This window comes from Thiomicrorhabdus sp. 6S3-12, from assembly GCF_017571475.1.
Classification (GTDB): domain Bacteria; phylum Pseudomonadota; class Gammaproteobacteria; order Thiomicrospirales; family Thiomicrospiraceae; genus Thiomicrorhabdus.
In genome coordinates this window covers 588,392-607,976 of record NZ_JAGETW010000001.1, presented here as the reverse complement: position 1 = coordinate 607,976, position 19,585 = coordinate 588,392, and the positions used below count along the sequence as shown (strand labels likewise).

19 protein-coding genes are annotated in these 19,585 nt (G+C 50.2%); 8 read left to right on the top strand and 11 right to left on the bottom strand.

Annotated features, from left to right (window positions below):
- Window positions 1-50: 50 nt before the first annotated feature.
- Window positions 51-665, bottom strand: a complete 615-nt coding sequence (gene gmk / locus J3999_RS02795; RefSeq protein ID WP_208126439.1) for a guanylate kinase — start codon at window positions 663-665, stop codon at window positions 51-53.
- A 245-nt stretch (window positions 666-910) separates the two neighbouring features.
- Here gmk and aroK point away from each other — a divergent pair, with 245 nt between their 5' ends.
- The 4 genes from aroK to J3999_RS02780 all read left to right on the top strand — a co-directional run bounded on the left by aroK (window position 911) and on the right by J3999_RS02780 (window position 4,087).
- A complete protein-coding gene (gene aroK, locus J3999_RS11855) occupies window positions 911-1,435 on the top strand; it encodes a shikimate kinase AroK (RefSeq protein WP_256438066.1) in 525 nt (174 codons plus the stop codon).
- Window positions 1,436-1,477: 42 nt separating this feature from the next.
- On the top strand, window positions 1,478-2,563 hold the full coding sequence (gene aroB / locus J3999_RS02790) for a 3-dehydroquinate synthase (protein ID WP_243755248.1): 1,086 nt from the start codon (window positions 1,478-1,480) through the stop codon (window positions 2,561-2,563).
- Between the two features lie 94 nt (window positions 2,564-2,657).
- Window positions 2,658-3,566, top strand: coding sequence for a D-hexose-6-phosphate mutarotase (locus J3999_RS02785; protein WP_208126438.1), 909 nt, complete (start codon window positions 2,658-2,660; stop codon window positions 3,564-3,566).
- Between the two features lie 11 nt (window positions 3,567-3,577).
- Window positions 3,578-4,087: a hypothetical protein gene (locus J3999_RS02780; protein ID WP_371811846.1), complete on the top strand. Its 510-nt coding sequence runs from the start codon at window positions 3,578-3,580 to the stop codon at window positions 4,085-4,087.
- Between the two features lie 61 nt (window positions 4,088-4,148).
- Here J3999_RS02780 and J3999_RS02775 read toward each other — a convergent pair whose 3' ends face one another.
- The 7 genes from J3999_RS02775 to J3999_RS02745 form a co-directional block, all read right to left on the bottom strand.
- Window positions 4,149-5,360 carry a MalY/PatB family protein gene (locus tag J3999_RS02775; protein ID WP_208126437.1) on the bottom strand — a complete coding sequence of 404 codons (1,212 nt, stop codon included), beginning with the start codon at window positions 5,358-5,360 and terminating at the stop codon, window positions 4,149-4,151.
- The gene (gene ovoA / locus J3999_RS02770; RefSeq protein WP_243755247.1) at window positions 5,345-7,540 is read right to left on the bottom strand and encodes a 5-histidylcysteine sulfoxide synthase; all 2,196 of its coding nucleotides are present in this window, start codon (window positions 7,538-7,540) and stop codon (window positions 5,345-5,347) included. The genes J3999_RS02775 and ovoA overlap by 16 nt, the downstream gene beginning before the upstream one ends.
- A 36-nt stretch (window positions 7,541-7,576) precedes the next feature.
- On the bottom strand, window positions 7,577-8,290 hold the full coding sequence (locus tag J3999_RS02765; protein WP_208126436.1) for a YoaK family protein: 714 nt from the start codon (window positions 8,288-8,290) through the stop codon (window positions 7,577-7,579).
- Window positions 8,291-8,394: 104 nt separating this feature from the next.
- On the bottom strand, window positions 8,395-9,225 hold the full coding sequence (gene rpoH / locus J3999_RS02760) for an RNA polymerase sigma factor RpoH (RefSeq protein ID WP_208126500.1): 831 nt from the start codon (window positions 9,223-9,225) through the stop codon (window positions 8,395-8,397).
- A gap of 267 nt (window positions 9,226-9,492) precedes the next feature.
- Window positions 9,493-9,912: a flagellar protein FliS gene (locus J3999_RS02755; protein ID WP_208126435.1), complete on the bottom strand. Its 420-nt coding sequence runs from the start codon at window positions 9,910-9,912 to the stop codon at window positions 9,493-9,495.
- Window positions 9,913-10,151: 239 nt separating this feature from the next.
- Window positions 10,152-11,342: a formate-dependent phosphoribosylglycinamide formyltransferase gene (gene purT, locus J3999_RS02750; protein WP_208126434.1), complete on the bottom strand. Its 1,191-nt coding sequence runs from the start codon at window positions 11,340-11,342 to the stop codon at window positions 10,152-10,154.
- 142 nt (window positions 11,343-11,484) lie between these two features.
- Window positions 11,485-11,883: an SCP2 sterol-binding domain-containing protein gene (locus J3999_RS02745; protein WP_208126433.1), complete on the bottom strand. Its 399-nt coding sequence runs from the start codon at window positions 11,881-11,883 to the stop codon at window positions 11,485-11,487.
- Between the two features lie 380 nt (window positions 11,884-12,263).
- Here J3999_RS02745 and J3999_RS02740 point away from each other — a divergent pair, with 380 nt between their 5' ends.
- The 4 genes from J3999_RS02740 (at window position 12,264) to J3999_RS02725 (ending at window position 16,110) form a co-directional block, all read left to right on the top strand.
- Window positions 12,264-14,132, top strand: a complete 1,869-nt coding sequence (locus tag J3999_RS02740) for a pyruvate kinase (RefSeq protein ID WP_208126432.1) — start codon at window positions 12,264-12,266, stop codon at window positions 14,130-14,132.
- Between the two features lie 258 nt (window positions 14,133-14,390).
- Window positions 14,391-15,356 carry an SLAC1 anion channel family protein gene (locus J3999_RS02735; protein WP_173286737.1) on the top strand — a complete coding sequence of 322 codons (966 nt, stop codon included), beginning with the start codon at window positions 14,391-14,393 and terminating at the stop codon, window positions 15,354-15,356.
- Window positions 15,357-15,364: 8 nt separating this feature from the next.
- Window positions 15,365-15,766 carry a thioesterase family protein gene (locus J3999_RS02730; protein ID WP_208126431.1) on the top strand — a complete coding sequence of 134 codons (402 nt, stop codon included), beginning with the start codon at window positions 15,365-15,367 and terminating at the stop codon, window positions 15,764-15,766.
- A gap of 14 nt (window positions 15,767-15,780) precedes the next feature.
- Window positions 15,781-16,110: a NifB/NifX family molybdenum-iron cluster-binding protein gene (locus J3999_RS02725; RefSeq protein ID WP_208126430.1), complete on the top strand. Its 330-nt coding sequence runs from the start codon at window positions 15,781-15,783 to the stop codon at window positions 16,108-16,110.
- 70 nt (window positions 16,111-16,180) lie between these two features.
- Here the strand turns inward: J3999_RS02725 and J3999_RS02720 are convergent, their stop codons facing one another.
- Genes J3999_RS02720 through J3999_RS02710 form a run of 3 tightly spaced genes read right to left on the bottom strand, consistent with a single transcriptional unit; the run spans window position 16,181 to window position 19,372 of the window.
- On the bottom strand, window positions 16,181-17,026 hold the full coding sequence (locus tag J3999_RS02720) for an ABC transporter ATP-binding protein (protein WP_208126429.1): 846 nt from the start codon (window positions 17,024-17,026) through the stop codon (window positions 16,181-16,183).
- Window positions 17,027-17,046: 20 nt separating this feature from the next.
- On the bottom strand, window positions 17,047-17,877 hold the full coding sequence (gene ntrB, locus J3999_RS02715; RefSeq protein ID WP_173286729.1) for a nitrate ABC transporter permease: 831 nt from the start codon (window positions 17,875-17,877) through the stop codon (window positions 17,047-17,049).
- Between the two features lie 19 nt (window positions 17,878-17,896).
- Window positions 17,897-19,372, bottom strand: coding sequence for a CmpA/NrtA family ABC transporter substrate-binding protein (locus tag J3999_RS02710; RefSeq protein WP_208126428.1), 1,476 nt, complete (start codon window positions 19,370-19,372; stop codon window positions 17,897-17,899).
- Between the last annotated feature and the right edge of the window lie 213 nt (window positions 19,373-19,585).

Sequence of the window (19,585 nt, the reverse complement as noted above, 5' to 3'; positions counted from 1 at the left end):
TGTTGCGTCTTGCCGTCCGAATTTGATGCTTTTACGGACGGCAGAGCGGGTTATTCGCCGAGCAGGCCGGCAATCATGTTTTTATGCGCTTTTGATTGCACTTCATGGCGCAGGCGCCCGGCTTTGAAAATACTGTGTAGTTCTTCAAGCGCCTTTTCAAAATTGTAATTGATGACGATGTAGTCGTATTCGTCGTAGTGCGACATTTCGCTGACCGCTTCGTTCATGCGCTTTTCGATCACTTCTGCACTGTCGGTGCCGCGGTTGTTCAGGCGGCGCTGCAATTCATCCAGTGAAGGCGGCAGAATGAAAATGGAGGTTGCTTCCGGCATCAGCTTGCGAACCTGCTGCGCACCTTGCCAGTCGATTTCCAGAATGACGTCTTTACCGGCGTTGAGTTGTGCTTCTACCGAACTTTTTGAGGTGCCGTAGAAGTTGCCGAAGACTTCGGCATGTTCCAGAAAATCACCGTGTTCGATTTTTTCCAGAAAGGTTTCGGTTTCCAGAAAATGATAGTTGACGCCATCCTCTTCGCCGTCGCGCTTCGGACGAGTCGTGCTGGATACGGAAACCATAATATGGGTATCTTGTTCAATGAGTTTACTGACTAACGACGTTTTACCGGCACCGGACGGGGCTGAGACAATGTAGAGAGAGCCGCTCATAATTCAATACTCCAAAGCAAATATTAAGAATCTGACCTCTCACCGAACCTAGGCGGATTGCTCGGCAACGGCTCCAAAAAAGGCCGCGGTCAGGAAATGTCGCATAAGTTTACCAGAGATGACATCCGAATGAGTGAATCTTGCTTAAGAGGGCGTCTAGCTGCATGGACAAAATATTCCGCTAAGTTGCGTAAAAGCGCCGGGATAGAATAGTGCTTCCGGCATAAATCCATTACAATGCGGCTATGCATAGAGAAAGTATTTTTTTAGTTGGCCCCATGGGGGCCGGAAAGTCCACTGTCGGAAAGTTGCTGGCCGAAAAGCTGCACTATGATTTTGTCGATAGCGATCATGAAATCGAAGCTCGAACCGGTGCGACCATTCCGATGATTTTCGACATCGAGGGCGAGTCCGGTTTCAGGGATCGCGAAGAGTTGGTCATTGATGAGCTGTCGCAGCGAAAAGACGTGATTCTCGCGACAGGTGGCGGTGTGGTCGAGCGTGAAGCGAATCGTCAACATTTACGTAGCCGGGGGTTTGTCGTTTACCTGAAATCGTCGGTTGATTCGCTTATTCAGCGAACCCGACATGATCGCAGCCGGCCTTTGCTGCAGACCGAAAATCCGGAGCAGGTTCTCACTGAGCTGATGCAGCGTCGCGAACCGTGGTATCTGGAAATGGCCGATATGGTGGTGGAAACCCAGCAGGTTCCGGTGCATCGAGTTGTAAAGAAGATTTATGACCGTTTGCAGCAGGAAGGCGTCGTTTAATTAAAGTTTGTGTCTTTTAAGAGACTTTAAGGTTTTTAAAGAATGAAAACATTAACCGTTGATTTGGGGGAACGCAGTTACCCGATTTTTATTGGTCAGGGAATGCTGGGCAGTGCCGAGTTGGTTAAACCGTATGTGCAAGGAACTCAGGTTCTGATTGTCACCAACGAGACCGTTGCACCTTTGTATCTGCAACAGTGTGAAAAGGCGTTTGCCGATTTTGATACGCATTCGGTAGTGCTGCAAGATGGCGAGCAATACAAAACGCTGGAAGAACTGAACAAAGTGTTTGATGCCTTGATCGGTAACCGTTTCGACCGTAAATGCACTCTGGTCGCTTTAGGCGGCGGTGTTATCGGCGATATGACCGGCTTTGCTGCCGCAGCCTATCAGCGCGGCGTCAACTTTATCCAGATTCCGACGACGCTTTTGGCGCAGGTGGACTCTTCGGTTGGCGGAAAGACCGGTGTCAATCACCCATTAGGTAAAAATATGATTGGCGCTTTCCATCAACCGGAATGTGTCATTATCGATACCGACACTCTGAATACACTGGAAGATCGCCAGCTTTCAGCCGGTCTGGCGGAAGTGATCAAGTACGGCCTGATTGTGGATCTGCCGTTCTTTGAGTGGTTGGAAGAAAACCTCGAAAAACTGCTGGCACGCGATCCTCAGGCGCTTTCCGAGGCGATTGAGCGCTCCTGTCAGAACAAAGCGGATATTGTTGCCAAGGATGAAAAGGAAGCAGGCTTGCGCGCTCTGTTTAATCTTGGGCATACCTTCGGACATGCGATTGAAGCGGGTATGGGCTATGGCGTTTGGTTGCACGGCGAGGCGGTCAGTGCCGGAACCATGCAGGCGGTCTATATGTCGATGCTGATGGGCGATCTGACTTCGGAAGACGAAAAGCGCATTGCGAAAATTCTCGATCGCGCCAATCTGCCGATTATGCCGCCGTCCGTCGAAGAGATGAGCAAACAGAAGTTCCTTGATCTGATGGCCGGGGATAAAAAGGTTCAGGCCGGAACCATCCGTCTGGTCCTGTTAAAAGCCATCGGACAGGCTTATGTCACAGGTGACTATCCGCGCGAGTTGCTGGAACAGACTTTGGATGAGTTTCGTTCTTAATCGACGTCGTCATTGACCTGACAAAGCAAAGCGGTAAATTAGTGTTAATTTGCCGCTTTTTTTATTGAAGCAATTTTCCAAGCAAGGAGTTGAAATGCCGTTTTCCCATATTCCCGGAGTGACCTTTTCCATGCACGATGCCTTAAGTCTTATCGAGGTGGAGAACGATTATGCAAAAGCGATCATGACCGCTCACGGTGCGACGGTGTTGAGTTATTGTCCGAAAGATAAAAACGGCGATTTGGAGGAAGACCTGCTCTGGGTCAGTGAACAGGCGGTTTATGACGGTAAGGCGGCGATACGCGGCGGTATTCCGGTCTGCTGGCCTTGGTTCAGCGGTTATCAGAGCGAATTCAACGCACCTTTGGAGGAAGGTGCGCAGCCTCCGGCACACGGGTTTGTGCGCAAGATGTCCTGGCATTTGGAAAATGTCGAAAAGTTACCCAGCGGAGTGACCTCGGTTTTGTTTTCGCTGTCTTCAAGCAAGGAGACTCTGGCAATCTGGCCCTATGCATTCGCTTTGCAATTGCAGGTTGTGGTCGGCGAGACGTTGAGCCTGTCTTTGACAACCCATAATCTGAATGCATTCGATCTGCAGTTGACGGAAGCGTTGCATACCTATTTCCGGTTGCCGCCAGACGGCACTTTACAGTTGGATGGGTTGCAGGGTGCCACACAGATCGAAACTTTGCAGCAAAACCGTCAGAATCTGGTTGGAACACCGCTCGTTGTACAAAGTCCGATTGATAATGTCTATTTGAATGCGGGGCCGTCTTTGCAGGCCAGTGTAAAAGGAGAGCCCGTATTGCAGATCGACAGCTCGCAGGCGCGCTCATGCATCGTCTGGAACCCCGGTCCGGAGACGGTGAAAGGTTTCAGCGATATCGAAAACCGTCACTGGACACAGTTTGTTTGCATTGAAAACGGCAATGTCTGGAATAATTTCGTTACTGTACCAGCGGAAAGCAAGCACAAAATGCAAATTGCCATTTGCAAACCCTGAAGGCGGGTAGAGTGAGCGATCACGAAAAATTACATTTGGAACATGAGGCCGCCAAGCTGTTCATGCGCCGCTATGAAAAGCAGTTCGGCGTTCCGATGCGGCATATCTGGCATAATACCCCGTGTAAACCCGACGTCAGCTGCTATCTGAATGGCGAGCGTCTGGATTTGGAAATCGCGCATCTTTACGGCAGCGAAGAGGAAGCGAAACATATTCTCGGACGGGAGTTGTCCGACGAAACCCGTACCGCTTTGCGGCATTTGCAAAAAACGCCACCGGCGCACCGTCTGTTGGAAGCATTGAACGAGGTCTTACTGAAAAAGTCCCAGAAGCGCTATGACTCGAAAAAAGTCTGGCTGGTCATTCGTAATCTCAATCCGCACTGGCAGACCGAAGCTTTTGCCGAACATGCTCATCTTATTCAACAGATCGACCATCATCCTTTCGAACAGATCTGGCTGCTAAGTCTCCAGGATCACAATTCAGAATGCAATCTTCTGCGGCTGGACGCTTGGGAGTAATCCTCTATTTCTTCTCTTTGTCAAAGGGTGTCGAGCAACCGGAAGAGTTAATCCGCGAGAGTTAATCCGGCAGAGCACTGAGCAGTTGTGTAAGGGCCTGATGCAGAGTTTCTTTTGAAACGGCGATATTCATGCGCATAAACCCGGTTCCGATTTGACTGGCTCCGGCAAAACTTTCGCCGTCATTGAACCCGAGTTTGGCATCCTCAATCAACCATTTCTTTAATGTCTGATGGTCGTCGAAGACTTCCCGGAAGTCGAGCCAGACCAGAAACGAGGCCTCGGGCTCCATTACCTTGATTTTGGGCTGATGGGTTTTGAAAAAGGTCTCCAGTTGCGCGATATTTTCGGCAAAGTGCTGCAGCAACCGGTCGCGCCACTGTTTACCCTGCTCGCTGTAGGCGGCCTCCAATGCAACCTGTCCGAACAGATTAAGGTCGTAAATGGCGTTCGCTTTGGCATACTCCAGATAGGTTCGTTTGAGTTTGCTGTTCGCGATCAGCGCATAGCCGGTTTGCAGCCCGCCGAGGTTAAAAGTCTTGCCCGGAGAGGAAAGGGTAATCGTCTGTTCGCGTATCGGGTGTTCCAGTGAAGCGAGAGGAATATGCTGGTTCGGCGCAAAGGTGAGATCGGCATGAATCTCGTCCGAGATGATAATCACATGATGTTTGACGCAGATATCGGCCAACCGTGTCAGCTCTTGTTTTGTCCATACCCGCCCGGAAGGGTTCTGTGGGTGGCAGAAAAGCAGCAGTTTCACGTGAAACTGTGCGATTTTCGCTTCCAGCGCGGCGAAATCAATTGAATAGCGATTATCTTGCAACACAAGCGGGGCTTCGACCGTTCGGCATTTATGGCGGCTGATGGCATCGAAAAAAGGTGGATAAACCGGCGGCATCAGCATAACCGCGTCGTCTGGAGCGGTATAGGCGCCGACAGCCATCATAAAACCATTGGCGACATTATGCGTAAACACGATTTCGCTCTTTTTGACCTCCAGTCCATACTGCGCCTGCCAGTCGATAATCGCCTGATAAACGCTGTCGGGCGTATGCGGATAACCGAGAATCGGGTGTTTCAGGCGTTTTTGCAGGGCCTCGACAACAAAAGGCGGGGTCGGAAGATCCATGTCGGCGACCCACATCGGCAGGACGTCATCCGTGCCGAACAGCTTGTTCCGCAGATCGTATTTTTCGGCATGCGTGTTTTCGCGGCTGATCGCCTGATCAAAGCCAAACCGGTTTGAGTCGATGTGTTTCAGCGTTTTTTCCATAGGGTAATTTGTGACAGCGTATGCTGGAATTTGCGTTGTGTTTCGCGAATGACAAATGGCATGTCTTCCGGTTCGCGAAGCATTTCGAATTCTTCCGCCAGCAGTTGTTGTAATGTTTCCAGCGTCGTGACGTTCTCGCCGCTTTGCGCGTCTTTATAGCCGCCGAGCCAGTGTTCTTTCTGGGTATGTGCGGTATCCCAGCTGTAGGGAGACGCCAGCAACAGCAGGCCGCCATGATTCAGTCGGTGGCCGATATCCAGAAGGAATTTCTTCGGCTCATACAGGCGATCCAGAAGATTCACCGCTACAACCATGTCATAGCCGGTGAAGATCGGCTTCATATTGCTGGCATCCTGCTGCAGGAATTCGCATTTTCCGGCGGTGTTGTGCAGTCCCAGTTCAGCAAGCGTCTTTTCCTTAAAATCCATGATCTCGCCTTCCTGCGGAATGGTATAACGTACCGAACCGGTGGTTTGCAGCTGGTTGGCGATGCGGATAAAGCGCGCCGAGAAATCCAGAGCGGTCACTTTGTTAAAGTGTGTGGCCATTTCAAAGGCACCGCGCCCGACCGAACAGCCCACTTCCAAAACGCGCAAGTCGCTGCGCCCGGCAAAGTCCTTGTCGACGCTGATTGCATCTATGGCGTATTGCGCATAGGCTTTGGCGAAGTTCGGCACCTTGAAGTATTCGTCGCCATAGTGGAACTCCATGTACTGGGCCACAAGACTGTCGGTTTCGTAGGTTGAAAATTCGGTCTGTACTTCGGCATCGGATTCGATATAACGGAAACCGGCGTGCTGGAAAAAGTGACGGCGGAAAGCGTAACGCGAATGACCGTTGATTTCATTGCCGGTGGAGATCCAGCTGCCGCCTTTGAAAAGGTTGTGTTTGTTGTCGTAGGTCGGCGTGGTGAAATCGTCGTACAGCGGATGAACCTTAAAGCCGTCGTAGGGATGGATCGGTGTTACCGTCCACTGCCAGACATTGCCGATGACATCGTAAAATCCGTTGCTGGCGAATTGGTCGACTGGCGTGGAAGACGCGAACTGCTGCAGATTCCAGTTGGCCTGTTCGCTGTGTTGCATTGCTTCCGAATGCTCGCACAGGCGCAACCATTCATCTTCGCTCGGCAGGCGGATCGGTTTGCCGGTCTGCGCCGCTTTCCAGCGGCAAAAGGCGCTTGCTTCGAGGAAGTTGACTTCTACCGGCCAGTTCCACGGCATTGGAATCTCTTCGGTCATACAGCGCAGATACCAGCCATCGGTTTTTTGAACCCAGAAGGTCGGATGTTTGTCGGGGGTGAATTCCCTCCAACGGTTGCCTTCCTCATCCCAGTAGTCGGCGTTTTGATAGCCTTGCGCTTCAACGAACGCCAGATATTCGGCGTTGCTGACCAGGTATTTTGCGGCTTTGAATTCGCTGACCTCGGCTTGATGCTGGCCGTATTCGTTGTCCCAGCCGTAATAGGGTGCCGGATCCTGATGATCAATTCTGATCTCGCCGGCTGGAACGCTGAGCAATTCATTCGTTGGCGCCTCGCCTCTGTCCGGGCAGATCGGGAAAAGCGGGCTGGACTGCACCTCTTCGATCGGCAGTTGGCGGATCAGAACCGAGGAGGTTTCCAGATGGATGCGTTCATGTTCTATGCCCATCATCACCGGCCAAAGCGGACTCTGCCAGTCGATCGGCAGAGTGAACTCCACCTCGTCAATCAGCTGATTGACCGCATCGCGGACCTGGTCGCGATAGTCGCGCACCTCTTGTACGCTCGGCCAGTCGTAATGTGCGTCATTCAGATCGTCCCATGACATTTCGTCGACGCCGATAGCACACATGGATTCGATTTTCGGATTGATGCGCTGCGGCAGCAGTTTGGCCAAAACCAGTTTATTGGTGAAAAAAGTCGCCGTGTGCCCGAAATAGAAGATCAGCGGATGGCGCAGCGAGCACGGGCGAAGGTAGTAGGCTTCGTCGGCCCTCAAGGTCGTAAACAGCGCTTCGTAGCTGTCATAGGTAAGATTAAAGTAGCGCTTGATTTCGGCGCGTTTCTCTTCGATTGCGCCTTGATTCAGGAGTGGTGTCTGACTGATCAGGTCTTTCCTGCTCAACCCCCAGGGGTTCTCTGTCTGCGCGATAGATGGTCTGTCGGTCTGCATGCTAGAGGTTGCCGGGTGTTGCATTACTTACTCCTGAGTTAAAAGCATTGTCCTATCATCTTAACCATTTAAGGATTCTTGTCGATAGTAGTTTGTCAGATAGAGCGTGCCCAGAAGGATATTAACGATACAGGGCAGGATCATCGACCAGTAAGGAATGCTCTGGAAGGCGAAGATGCCGAGAATTCCGCCGACAAGGAAGCTGACGAGCAGAACCAGCAGGAGGTTCGCTTGCCACGGCCAGGACTGGCGTGTTTTGAGTTTCAAGGCAATGTGTACCCCGATATCGGTGACGGTTCCGGTCATATGGGTGGTTCGTAGTTGTTGGCCGCGGTAGCTGGCGACCAAAGCATTCTGCAGACCGCAGGCGACGGCGCTGAAAAACAGCGAGGTTTCCGAGTGATAGAAGCTGAAAAGAGTTGCCGAGCCGAGTAGACCGCCGTTCAACAATAGCGCATGCCCGTAGTTGGCGCTGGTTTTGTATTGCGCCCGCCCGATAATCAATCCGGAGAGAATTGCACCGATCAGAAAGCCGATCAGGATTGACAGAGGAATTACCAGCGCCTCAAGATTCATATGGCTCATCGCCTCACTGAGACGCGAAGTAACACCGGTCATCTGGCTGACCGGTATACCGAATTCCATCAGCATGGCGCTGTTGATATAGCCGGCCATGGATGCCATGATCATGCCGATCAGCATCAGTTTACGTACCGAGAACTTCAGTTCGTCGGCGCTTTCGGTATCAATATTCTCCCGGACTGGATAGGGCATAGTGGTTCGTCGTGCAAGCTCGTATAAAATTCAGGGAAACGAAAAAGGCCGCAAGAATGCTGACATCTTACGGCCTTCGATTATTGTAGCGTTAAGGCAGGTATTTACGCTACAAGCTGGTTTTTCAGTTTATTCAATGCCTGTTTTTCGACCTGGCGGATACGCTCCATGGAGACTCCGTACTCTTGCGAAAGCTCTTTCAGACCGATCTTTTTCTCGCTCAACCAGCGTTTTTGCAGAATGTCGCGGCTACGGTCATCCAGCGTTGCAAGCGCTTTCTGCATGCGCTGCATCTCATAGGCCGCCTGGTCTTCCTGCTCTAAAGCCTGAGCCGGATCGGCTTCCTGGCTGATCAGAACCGGAAAAGTCGTGTTCTGGTTATCGTCGTCGTCCGGCATATCGACCGAGACGTCTTTTCCGTAAAGACGACTTTCCATTTCCAGGACGTCTTTGCGGGTAACGCCTAACTCTTCGGCAACGCGATCGGCATCTTTATCGCCGAACCATTCCAAAGATTTCTTGCTGCTTCGCAGTTTAAAGAACAGTTTACGCTGCGCTTTCGTGGTGGCCGTCTTCACGATGCGCCAGTTACGGATGACATATTCGTTGATTTCGGCACGAATCCAGTGCACGGCAAACGTCATCAGACGAACGCCTTCTTCCGGATTGAAACGTTTAACCGCTTTCATCAGGCCGATATTGCCTTCCTGAATAATATCGCCCAGAGGCAAGCCGTAACCTTTGTACGATCGGGCAACCGGAACGACATAACGCAGAGAAGAAAGAATCAGTTGGCGCGCAGCTTCCAAATCTTGTTTATAGTACAGACGTTCAGCCAATTTATGCTCTTCGTCTGCATTTAACTGATGAATACTTTGAATCGTGCGCAAATAAGCCTCCAGATTCTGTCCTGGGGCTAAATCAAGTGCCGACATTTGCGCGGCGGGAAGTTTTTTAGAGACTTTAGCTTGTGCTAATGAGAAGCTCTCTGACATACCTAATGGACTCCAAATAATCAGTTTTATGGCAAACAATATACTGATATTTAGCAGTCTTTGCAAGAGAGTGCCAATGTTATTTAATGATTTGTTAATATTTTTAACAAATCGTTTTAAAACATTAACTTAGAAGGTTTTTAAGATTGCCGGCAACGCGTTTTTTGGCGCTGCCGGATCGGGGAGTTACCGCTAAAGATAATATGATCAGGCGGTCATTTCTTCGGCGCTTTCCATCGAGATCTGCCAGGCGGTTTTGATCTCTTCAAGCATCTGCAAGGCCGCTTCAAGGTTTTCTGTACCTTGTTCGAATACCGACTCCTGCAGGCATTTATCAATATAGAAGTAGAGTGTTTCCAGATCGTAGGCGATCTTGAAGTTGAAATCCAGTCGCTCGCGAAGCGCATCGACAATGCTCGTCATGCGACCGATATGGAAGCCTTTTTCCGTCATGGAACGGCTTTGGTGGCAAGCCAGAGCTAAGTTGCCTTTATCAATCGCGCCCTGCAATAGAAGCAGAATGGCGTACTCTGGATTCATCGCAAGCTGTTTTTCCTGCTCCGGATTGCGCGGATAATCGTTTAATAGCGAGTTTTGCGTCTCTAATGACATATCATTGGCAGTCATAACTCATTCCCCTGTGTGTTTAGCGTTTTTATGTGGCAGAAACTTGAAAAAAGGATTCAAGTTTTCGCGTTATCTGCAGATAAGCATAAGGTGTGCCACTGTTTTAAAAGCCTTTGTAGAAGGGGTTTTCAGGGGTGTTGGTGTCTGTTTTTAAGAGTTGATGAATGAGGGGGCGTCAGTGTTTTGGCAAATCTTGCCGCTTGTGAAAGAAGACGTTTTCCAAGCGGCAATGAGGAGGGTTAGAAGCTGACTTCGACCGCGTTGGCGACGCGTTTTGCCTTTTCAATCGCTTTGTCGATGTCGGTGTCACGCGCCAGTGCTACGCCCATGCGACGTCGTCCGGCGATTTCCGGTTTACCGAACAGGCGAATCTGGGTATCGGCTTCGGACAGCGCCTGATCCAAGTTGCCGAAAGCCGTCTGCGTCGAAGTACCGGTAGGCAGGATTACCGAAGAGGCGCTCGGGCCGTGCTGCTGAATATTCGGAATCGGCAGGTTCAGAATGGCGCGAACGTGCAGGGCAAATTCGGAAAGGTCCTGAGAGATCAAAGTTACCAGACCGGTATCATGCGGGCGCGGCGAGACTTCGCTAAAATAGACGTTGTCGCCTTTGACAAACAGTTCTACTCCAAATATTCCTCGACCGGTATCGCCACACAGCGCATTTGTTACCTTTGAAGCGATCTCCTGCGATTTTTCCAATGCAATTGGAGACATTGGGTGCGGTTGCCAGGATTGACGGTAATCGCCGTCTTCCTGATAGTGCCCGATCGGTTCGCAGAAGCTGATACCGTCTTTATGGCGGATGGTCAATAGTGTGATTTCGTAGTCGAAATCGACAAAACCTTCGACAATCACGCGACCTTTGCCGGCACGGCCACCTTCTTGTGCATAGTCCCAGGATTTTTGAATGTCATCGGCGGTACGGATAACGCTTTGGCCTTTACCAGAAGAACTCATAATCGGTTTAACGACGCATGGCATGCCGATGCGTTCAACCGCAGCGGTGAAGTCTTCAAGCTGGTCGGCAAACTCGTAAGGGGAGGTGCTTAAACCAAGCTCTTCTGCGGCCAGTCGGCGAATGCCTTCCCGGTTCATTGTCAGTTGGGTGGCACGGGCGTTCGGAATGACGCGCAGATCTTCCTTTTCCATCTCTGCAAGGGTATCGGTCGCAATCGCTTCGATTTCCGGAATAACCATATCCGGTTTTTCTTGCTCAATCAGGGCTCTTAAAGCGTTTCCGTCAAGCATGTCGATTACATGGCTGCGGTCGGCAACCTGCATTGCCGGAGCATTGGCATAGCGGTCTACCGCGATCACTTCGACGCCGAGACGTTGCAGTTCAATGGCGACTTCTTTACCCAGTTCGCCCGAGCCGCAAAGCAGGGCACGAACGGCGGTTGCTGAAAAAGGGGTTCCAATCGTTGACATAATGACTCCTTGAGTAAAACGGGGTGCCGTGAGGTGGCAGTTTTGTCGCTATTATAAAAGAGGATGCAAAGAATGGGGCGGGAAAAGAAAAAGGCAGGAATGTTTGCCTGCCTTGCGTTTCGGGTTCGGTTTCGACCGTCGCTCAAGCAATCTGCGACATCAGAGAGAAACTTCTGATAAAGGGGCCGGCCATGGAAGGATTTTTAATCATATTGTCGTAGTCGCCTTTATTGAATTTCAATTTTCCGGTCGCGACGGCCATGCCCATGGCGCTCAGGCCAAGCGGTTTTTTCATCCATTTTTTCCAGCTGCTGAGATCAGCGCGCATGTCCCAATCGGACTCTTCGTTTTTCCAGTTGCCGGCATGAATGCATTCGCCGTTTTTCACGACGAAGACGCTGGTTGGTTGTTCTTCTGATGTGAAACCGCAGGTAATGACGGAGTTAAATTTGATTTCGGCGAGTTTGTCCTTTATCTCAGGGTCGTTATTCCAGGCATCTTTGAGTTGGTTCATCCATTCTTCCGAGAATAGTTCTGCCATTTTCTAACCTCTTTGTATTATTTGATTCTGATCCTCGGCACATTTTCAGGGCCGGGATAACGCAGGGTCTCTAAAAAAGCCTGCACATATTACTGGCTGGAATCGCAGATGAATAATAGGAATTGTTTATCTATCGGTAATATTTTTATATCTTAATATGTAAAAATTTTGTCAATTTCATGCCGTTTTGCGTTTTCCCTTTTTCTTTTTTTGCATGGTGGCAGGGCGCTTTCGCAGGGTGCCACAAGGTCGTTTGATGTTTTCTGCAGTGAGAGGTAGGAACGGGTTTAGAGTGTATGTCAGGGTTGAAGAAAGTTTCATTTAAGGTTCATAAGGCACCACTAAGATGAAACGGGTCGGATTCAGAAAAGGGGAAGGTGATGCACGACTTGAAGACGCTTTATGACGAACTGCTGGCTTTAAAAAAGGTTGTCGCGCAAAAAACCGAGCAACGGTGTGCATTGCTGCCCGATGTCGAAGATACCCAGGTGCGCTTGAGCCGTTTGAATATCCTTGATTATCTGCATCTCCGCGCCCATGATCTGAGCGAATTTCAACCAAGATTGATTAAAGCTGGCTTGGCTTCTTTGAGTCGGGTCGAGCCCGGCGTGATGTACACGCTGGATTCAATGCTTACTTTATTGCGTCTGGCTTTGAATATCGAAGCTGAAACGATCTGTCGGGAAGATTCGGTCTGTATGATTGATGTTGACAGTTCCAAGATTCTTAAGGAGCGCAGCATAAATCTGTTCGGGCCAACTCCCCGGGAACGCGAAGCCAGTATTATGGTGACACTGCCCAGCGAGGCGGCTTGGAGCGATGATCTGGTCAGGGAGTTGCTCAATAAAGGGATGAATATCGCGCGCATTAATACCGCGCACGATGATATCGAAATCTGGCAGGCGATGACGGATCAGGTTCGTCGCTTAAGCAAGGCATTACATAAGCCGTGCAAGATTATGGTCGACTTGACGGGCCCCAAACTGCGCACCGGACCTTTGGCTTACGAGCCGAGTGCATTGCACATCAAGGTCAAGCGAAACCTTTTCGGGGTAACAACTGAACCGGGTAAGGTCTTGTTGCATGGTGAATCCCGTCTTCTTCAACAGACTTCTCCCGAATTAAAAGAATACCAGCCGCTGCCGGTTCCTGATCGTTTGCTGACGCATTTCAAATCCGGCGATAAGCTGGTTTTTCATGATAGTCGGGGGAAAAGTCGCGAAATTGTACTGGTAGAAGGACACGGTCCTTTTTTATGGAAGGCCATTTGCTTTAAACCGACTTATATTCAGCCGGACACCCAAGTGCAGTGGAAAAGAAAGAGTAAACACAAGCGTTACAAATTGCTGGAGTCGTTTACGCTGTCTCATTTAACCGGAACCCAGGTTCAGCTAAGGGTTTTCTGTGGAGATTACATCTATCTGACTAAAGGAGATGAGCCGGGCGACTGGGAGCAGGTCAAGTTTAACGGGCAGTGGCGGCAGATGGCTAGGATCAGCAGTCAGGTTGCGCAGCCTTTGGATAATTTGTTGGTTGGTGATCCGGTCTGGATTGATGACGGTAAGGTCGGAACGCGGGTTGCTGCTAAAACTGGAGAAGGGGTTATCCTTCAGGTGACAGAAGCCGGGCAAGGGGGAGTTAAACTCAAGGAGGATAAGGGAATTAACTTTCCTCAAACGGAACTTGGGATAAGCGGTTTAAGCGAAGATGACCGTCAGAATCTGGATTGGATTGCCGAAAATGCCGACTTGATAGGTCTTTCCTTTGTTCAGACTCAGCAGGATATTGATGAGTTAATCGATGAGTTGGTACAAAGAGGACGGCAGCAGGTTCCGATTCTGGCCAAGATCGAAACGGCGAAAGGACTGCATAACTTGCCGGAAATTCTATTGCAGACGCTTGGGCGTCATTCTCTGGGTATTATGATTGCCCGCGGTGATCTGGCTGTGGAACTGGGCTCGGTGCGTATGGCGGAAATGCAAGAGGAGATACTTGCTCTGTGCGAAGCGGCCCATGTACCGGTGATCTGGGCGACTCAAGTTTTAGAAACGCTGGCTAAGAAAGGCGTTACTTCGCGCCCTGAGTTGACTGATGCGGCCGTCAGTGTCCGATCCGAATGTGTCATGCTCAATAAGGGGCCCTATATTACCGACGCGGTTCGGGTTTTGAGCGATATTTTGAGTAATATGCAGAACCGCACACATAAAAAAGTCAGTCTATTGAAGCCTTTAAAATGGGAAGAGCTATAGAGCCCTTTTTAGGATGTTTTTTGAATACCTTTGCTGGCCGAGACTGGTGGTTTTATCTCTTTTCAAATAAAGATTGTTCCTGATTAAGATTGCAATAATTAATTGCTTTAGAATCCTTTTGTCTTTTCCGAATGTCTCTTTTTCGAGTGGAGGTGGGCTGAATCAGTTCGCGCTTCTTTCTTCTTAAGACTTTTTTCATATTCTTACTATTTTGCTAGGAATATAATCTATATTTAATTACTTTATAGGGGTATAAGTATGAATGATAGAATTCAGAGTATTGCTTATCTGCCGGCCAGTTTCTTTGGGATGATTATGGGGGTGACCGGCCTGAGTATTGCCTTTCTCCATCTCAGTAAAAGCGTTCCTTCCTTCTCTTCGGTAGCGACCTACAATGTGGCTATCGCCGTCATTTTAATGGTTATCCTCGGTCTGGCTTACCTCTTTAAAGTCGTGCGCTTCTTTCCCGAAGTCAAAGCGGAAATGAAGCATCCGATCAAGATGAATTTTATTCCCGCAATCAGTATCAGCTTGTTGCTGCTCAGCATTGCCTTCTACGCCCTTGGCCTGAGCGGAATTTCCAAATGGCTGTGGGTGATCGGCGCGGTGTCGCAGATTTCTCTGACCTACTGGGTGTTGTACAACTGGGTTCATCATGATTTCTTCACGCCGGAACATTCAAATCCAGCATGGTTCATTCCGATTGTCGGGAATATTATCGTGCCGATCGCCGGCGTGCATCATGCGCCGTTGGAATTGAACTGGTTCTTCTTTTCGGTCGGCCTGGTTTTCTGGATTGTGGTTAAGTCGGTTCTGGTTAACCGTATTATTTTTCACGCCCCTATGCAGGAACGACTGATTCCGACGCTGTTTATTTTTATCGCACCGCCGGCGGTAGGCTTTATTTCCTATCTGGCGCTGAACGATCAGCAGTTAAACCAGTTTGCCATGATCCTGTACTTCTTCGGTCTGGCCATGACCGCTTTGATGCTGGTTTCGATCCATAAATTTGCCAAGCTGCCTTTTGCGCTGTCGTGGTGGGCATTTACCTTCCCGGTTGCGGCTATCGTGATCGCCAGCTATGTCATGGCGGCCCAGACCGGACATGGCACTTACCAGTACATTGGTTATGTTTTGCATGCGCTGCTAACCGTTCTGATTCTGTATCTGGTGTATAAGACGCTGATGGCCGTCAAACACCGAAAAATCTGCGTCGATCACTAGAGGTCTTAATGGAACATCACGCGACTTATCAGGTCAATATGGAGGCCCGCGATCACGAATGTGATATTCAGGGAGTGGTCAATAATGCCCATTATCAGCATTATTTCGAGCACGCCAGGCACAGCTTTCTCAAGGCAAACGGTATTGATTTCGCCGCACTGGCCAAAGAGGGAATCAACCTGATGGTGCAGAAGATCGAAATTGAGTATTTTGCGCCGATTCAGGCGCATGACCGCTTTGCGATTACGGTGCAGGTGGAGCCGCTGAGCAAGATCCGTTACCAGTTTCATCAGGAAATTCTACAGGCCGCTACCGGTAAGCGGCTGAGCCGTGCCAAGACGACGGTCATTACCACCGATCATCGTTATCGACCGATCAAGCGGACGCCGCTGTCCGTTTTCAGTTATTAAAGGAGTTTCATTGTATGAAAGTCGCATTTACCAGTCCGAACGGTAAGACGATTTCCGGCCATGCCGGGAAGTGCCCCGGCTACCTGGTCTATGATATTGCAGGTGATGAAGTCGTTTCGAAAGAACGTATCAAACTGAGCAAAGAACAGGTTTTCAGGAATTATTCCGGATCGCTTGCGGAGCATCCGCTTAATGGGGTGCAGCTTTTTATTACCCAGTCTTTGGGTGACGGCCTGCAACGGAAATTGACTCAGGAAGGCATTCGGGTGCTGGTGACCGAAGAGAGCGATCCGGACGAGATCGTCCAGCGGATTATCAATGTGAAACAAGCCTCTGAAGCTTGAGTTTTAATTGGGTGAGACAATAGAAGAAAGGCGCCGAGGGGAATTCGGCGCCTTTTTTGTTGCAGCCAGATTAACTGGCCAGATCAATGATTTTAGGAGAGGCGTCTTTGGGGTTGAGGACGGTGATGTCCTGCTTGGAGCGATCGACCAGAAAGTCGACCAGATGGTTGCGGATCTTGTAATAATCCTGATGATGAATGATTTCGGTGCGTTTTCTCGGACGCGGAATGCTGACCTTGACCGATTCGGCAATTCTGGCTTTCGGCCCATTGGTCATCAAAAGGATTCGGTCCGCCAGAAGAATCGCTTCATCGACATCGTGGGTAATCATAAACACGGTCTGTTTGCTCTCCTCCCAGATTTTGATCAGCTCTTCCTGAATGACGCCACGCGTCAGGGCATCCAGTGCACCGAAAGGCTCGTCCATCAATAACAGTTGCGGCTGGGTCGCAAAGGCCCGGGCAATACTGACCCTTTGACGCATTCCACCGGAAAGCTGTGATGGCTTGCGATCTTCGGCGCCTTTAAGTCCGACCAGTTCAAGGAATCTCAGACTGTGTTCCTGAACTTTGTCCTTGGACCATTCAGGCCAGCGCGCCTGAACGCCGAAGGTGACGTTTTGCAGAGCGGTGCGCCATGGAAGCAGGCTGTAGTTCTGGAAAACCACGCCTCTTTCCAGGCTTGGACCGGAAATCTCCTTGCCGTCCATAATGACAATGCCGTCGCTGGCTTCGTCAAGTCCGGCGAGAATATTGAGGATCGTGGATTTGCCGCAGCCGGAGTGACCGATGACGCAGACGAACTCCCCTTTGTCGATGGTGAAGTTAGCGTTCTCGAAAATGACCAGTTCACTGTCTTTATCCGGCCCCGGGTAACTCTTTTTGAGATTCTCGATCTGTAAAAAGTGGTGTTTCATGGATACTCCCTTATTCCTGTTTATTCCTGATAAGTCACCCAGCGGGCTGCATAAGCCAGCATCATATCGAGCAGCATGCCGATTACCCCGATCATAAAGATCGAGAAAATTACGCTTGCGAGATCCAGGTTGTTCCATTCGTTCCAGACGTAATAACCGATACCGGTTCCACCGACCAGCATTTCTGCCGCGACGATAACCAGCCAGGCAATCCCGATGGAGATACGCATCCCGGTCAGAATAGTCGGTGCCGCGGCCGGCAGGATGACCTGCATCGCCGTTTGCAGCGGACTGAGTTGATGGGTGCGAGCCACATTGATCCAGTCTTTGCGGACATTAGCTACCCCGAAAGCGGTATTGATCAGCATCGGCCAGATTGAACAGATGAAAATGACGAAAATCGCCGAGATTTCCGAATCTTTAATGATAAACAGTGCCAGCGGCATCCATGCCAGAGGCGAAATGGGGCGTAACACCTGTATAAATGGATTCAGGGCGTTATACATCAGCGGCGACATGCCGATCAGGAAACCGATCGGGATGGCGATCGCCGCGGCCAGCAGAAAGCCGACCATAACCCGGTAGATAGAGTAGCCCAGTTGTATGCCGATCCCTTTATCATTCGGACCCGCATCATAAAAAGGGTCGCTGAGTTCTTTGAATCCGAGTTCGATCACTTCCGATGGAGGCGGTACTCGGGCCTCCTGAGAGGCTCCTCCCATCAACATCTCATATTCCGTTAGCGGCTTGGTATCGGTCGGCGCCTGGTTGGCGCCTTCCCAGATTCCAAGCAGAATGACAAGAAAGATGATGGAAAGCAGCGCAGATTTCACTTTTAGGGATTTCAACATAATGCTTTCCTTTTAAGGGTTAGGTGCGTTTGATTTTGAAGCTGTCGATATAGGCTTCCGGTTGGGTGTAGTCGAACTCTTTACCCATAATGGTGTAGTTCTCATAAGTTTTGGCCGGCGGCTCATATCCGAGCTCTTTCATAACACGACCGGTTTCGGCTGCGGTATAAACCTCTTCGGCGATTTTCTGGTAATCGACATCGCCTTTGATGTAGCCCCAGCGTTTCATCTGCGTCAGAATCCAGACGCCCATCGAATGCCACGGGAACGGATCGAAGTCGATACGGTCAGGAATGTTCATTACGCTGCCCAGGCCGTCGGCATAGCGCCCGGTGAGAACCTGCTGAACGACGGGAACCGGCTGGTTGAGGTAGTTCTTCGGCGAAATCGCTTCGGCAATTTCCTTGCGGTTTTCCGGTTTGGCTGAATATTCGGTGGCATCGATAATCGAACGCAGCAGCGCGCCGTAGGTATTCGGGTTCTGGACCGCAAACTCTTTCGAGCAGGCAAAGGCGCAGCAAGGGTGCCCTTCCCAGATGTCTTTGGTCAGAGTATGGATAAAGCCGACTTTTTCCCATACGGCACGCTGGTTGAACGGATCAGGCGACAGGTAGCCGTCAAGGTTACCGGCACGCAGGTTGGCGACCATCTCCGGCGGCGGAACGACGCGAATCTGGATGTCTTTGTCCGGATCCAATCCGTGTTCGGCGACATAGTAACGCAGCAGGAAGTTGTGCATCGAATACTCAAACGGCACACCGAACTTGAAGCCTTTCCATTGTTTCGGGTCGCGTTTGTCTTTGTGATCGTTATGCAGGACGATGGCCTGACCGTTGATGTTTTCGACCGTCGGCATAATAAACGGTTTGGCCGTTGAACCGGCGCCCATCGACATCGCCAGCGGCATAGGGGTCAGCATGTGCGATGCGTCGTACTCCTTAGCCAGAGATTTGTCGCGTGCGACCGCCCAACCGGCGGTTTTGATAACATCGACATCCAGACCGTATTTCTCATAGAAGCCCATCGGGTGGGCCATAATGATCGGTGTCGCGCAGGTAATCGGAACGAAACCGATATTCAGTTTGCTTTTCTCCAGCTTGCCCAGCCCCATGGTCTCTTTCATGGCGGCTTTGGCGGCTTCCATTGGGAATACGCTTCCCAGTACCGCAGCCGCGGTTCCTTTTCCGATCATGCTTAGGAAAGAGCGGCGTTTGAAGTCGTTGTGACCGAATACGGAACGAACTACGGCGCTTTCTACGGCGCGATCGATCATTTCCTCCGAATTGCTCGGCATCGAGTCGTCTACGGCGTGATGCTCCGCAGAGTGTTTCATCTGTACCGACTGATCGGCTTTCTGTTCGATAAACGCCTGTTTCTCTTTTTCGCTCATCGCAGGGCCGGTTTTTTCCGCCTGGCACATAGGACAGCTGCAGTCAGAGGTATGAAGCAAACTTTTGTTGGCATCAAATGGGTTGTTCAAGCTTTTGAAAGACATTGTTTTAGAACCTCGCACTCAAATAAATCATTTATTACTAATTCAGTGCAAACATCGGTGGTTTGCATTAAAGCGTGCTTTCTATAGAGCAGTGCGTGTGCCATTACATGGAATGTTTTTTAAGTATTTGAAAGGACAGGGTTTTAGTTGCTTTTTTGCGGCTTTTTGTCGTTATGAAATTTCATGGTTTTGGGAATTTTCATAGTGAGTTTT

Coding starts and splice junctions, on each gene's coding strand:
- gmk (WP_208126439.1), bottom strand. CDS start 665: ATGAGCGGCTCTCTCTACATTGTCTCAGCCCCGTCCGGTGCCGGTAAA.
- aroK (WP_256438066.1), top strand. CDS start 911: ATGCATAGAGAAAGTATTTTTTTAGTTGGCCCCATGGGGGCCGGAAAG.
- aroB (WP_243755248.1), top strand. CDS start 1,478: ATGAAAACATTAACCGTTGATTTGGGGGAACGCAGTTACCCGATTTTT.
- J3999_RS02785 (WP_208126438.1), top strand. CDS start 2,658: ATGCCGTTTTCCCATATTCCCGGAGTGACCTTTTCCATGCACGATGCC.
- J3999_RS02775 (WP_208126437.1), bottom strand. CDS start 5,360: ATGGAAAAAACGCTGAAACACATCGACTCAAACCGGTTTGGCTTTGAT.
- ovoA (WP_243755247.1), bottom strand. CDS start 7,540: ATGCAACACCCGGCAACCTCTAGCATGCAGACCGACAGACCATCTATC.
- J3999_RS02765 (WP_208126436.1), bottom strand. CDS start 8,290: ATGCCCTATCCAGTCCGGGAGAATATTGATACCGAAAGCGCCGACGAA.
- rpoH (WP_208126500.1), bottom strand. CDS start 9,225: ATGTCGGCACTTGATTTAGCCCCAGGACAGAATCTGGAGGCTTATTTG.
- J3999_RS02755 (WP_208126435.1), bottom strand. CDS start 9,912: ATGACTGCCAATGATATGTCATTAGAGACGCAAAACTCGCTATTAAAC.
- purT (WP_208126434.1), bottom strand. CDS start 11,342: ATGTCAACGATTGGAACCCCTTTTTCAGCAACCGCCGTTCGTGCCCTG.
- J3999_RS02745 (WP_208126433.1), bottom strand. CDS start 11,883: ATGGCAGAACTATTCTCGGAAGAATGGATGAACCAACTCAAAGATGCC.
- J3999_RS02740 (WP_208126432.1), top strand. CDS start 12,264: ATGCACGACTTGAAGACGCTTTATGACGAACTGCTGGCTTTAAAAAAG.
- J3999_RS02735 (WP_173286737.1), top strand. CDS start 14,391: ATGAATGATAGAATTCAGAGTATTGCTTATCTGCCGGCCAGTTTCTTT.
- J3999_RS02730 (WP_208126431.1), top strand. CDS start 15,365: ATGGAACATCACGCGACTTATCAGGTCAATATGGAGGCCCGCGATCAC.
- J3999_RS02725 (WP_208126430.1), top strand. CDS start 15,781: ATGAAAGTCGCATTTACCAGTCCGAACGGTAAGACGATTTCCGGCCAT.
- J3999_RS02720 (WP_208126429.1), bottom strand. CDS start 17,026: ATGAAACACCACTTTTTACAGATCGAGAATCTCAAAAAGAGTTACCCG.
- ntrB (WP_173286729.1), bottom strand. CDS start 17,877: ATGTTGAAATCCCTAAAAGTGAAATCTGCGCTGCTTTCCATCATCTTT.
- J3999_RS02710 (WP_208126428.1), bottom strand. CDS start 19,372: ATGTCTTTCAAAAGCTTGAACAACCCATTTGATGCCAACAAAAGTTTG.